At 47.9% G+C, this 637-nt stretch carries 1 pseudogene; it reads right to left on the bottom strand.

Annotated features, from left to right (window positions below):
• Window positions 1-637, bottom strand: a pseudogene (locus tag A1D16_RS18345) (acetylgalactosaminidase); the annotation flags it as partial.

Genomic DNA, 637 nt, shown 5'->3' with positions numbered 1-637 from the left:
GTATAATGGAGCTCCACAGGGCAGCATCGTATACATCCTGGTCTAATGGCAATCCATTCCGCAGACAATCGATCAGGCGCCAGTCCATAATGAAGTCCATGCCGCCGTGGCCTCCAACGCCTTTTGCAATTTCTCCGATATGTTTAACGATCGGAAGCGTGTATTTTTCTTCCAGTGCTTTGAATTCATCATCTTTTATCCATTCGTGGCCAAAAGCAATTTTTGCCGGGCTTGGCCATTTCTGCGCTATGCCCTTGGTGCCGCTTACTAGGTGAATCCGGGAATAAGGGCGGGGAGAGCTGACATCGTGCTGTACCAGGATGGTTTTTCCTTTGTGCGTACGAATCAGCGTATTGTTCATATTTCCCCGGTAGGTTTGATTTACATAAGGCTGAAAGAAAGGGTCTGTTTTTGCCAGTTCCTGCGCTTTGGGCCCCATGCTGAAGTCGTTGGTAGACATGGCCGTCAGGTAATCAAACTGATCGCCCCGGTTAATATTCATGCATTGGGCTACAGGACCTAATCCATGGGTGGGGTAGAGGTTACCGTTCATGCGGATATTTTCCTTAAGACGCCACATGTTGGCATACCCTTTTTTACTGAAGTTCAGGCCCAGTAAATCATGATTATATGCACC

It is taken from the genome of Flavihumibacter sp. CACIAM 22H1 (genome assembly GCF_001601815.1).
In the GTDB taxonomy this organism is placed as follows: Bacteria; Bacteroidota; Bacteroidia; order Chitinophagales; family Chitinophagaceae; genus Flavihumibacter.
Note: the sequence above shows the minus strand (reverse complement) of the source record. Positions and strands in the feature narration are given on the sequence as shown.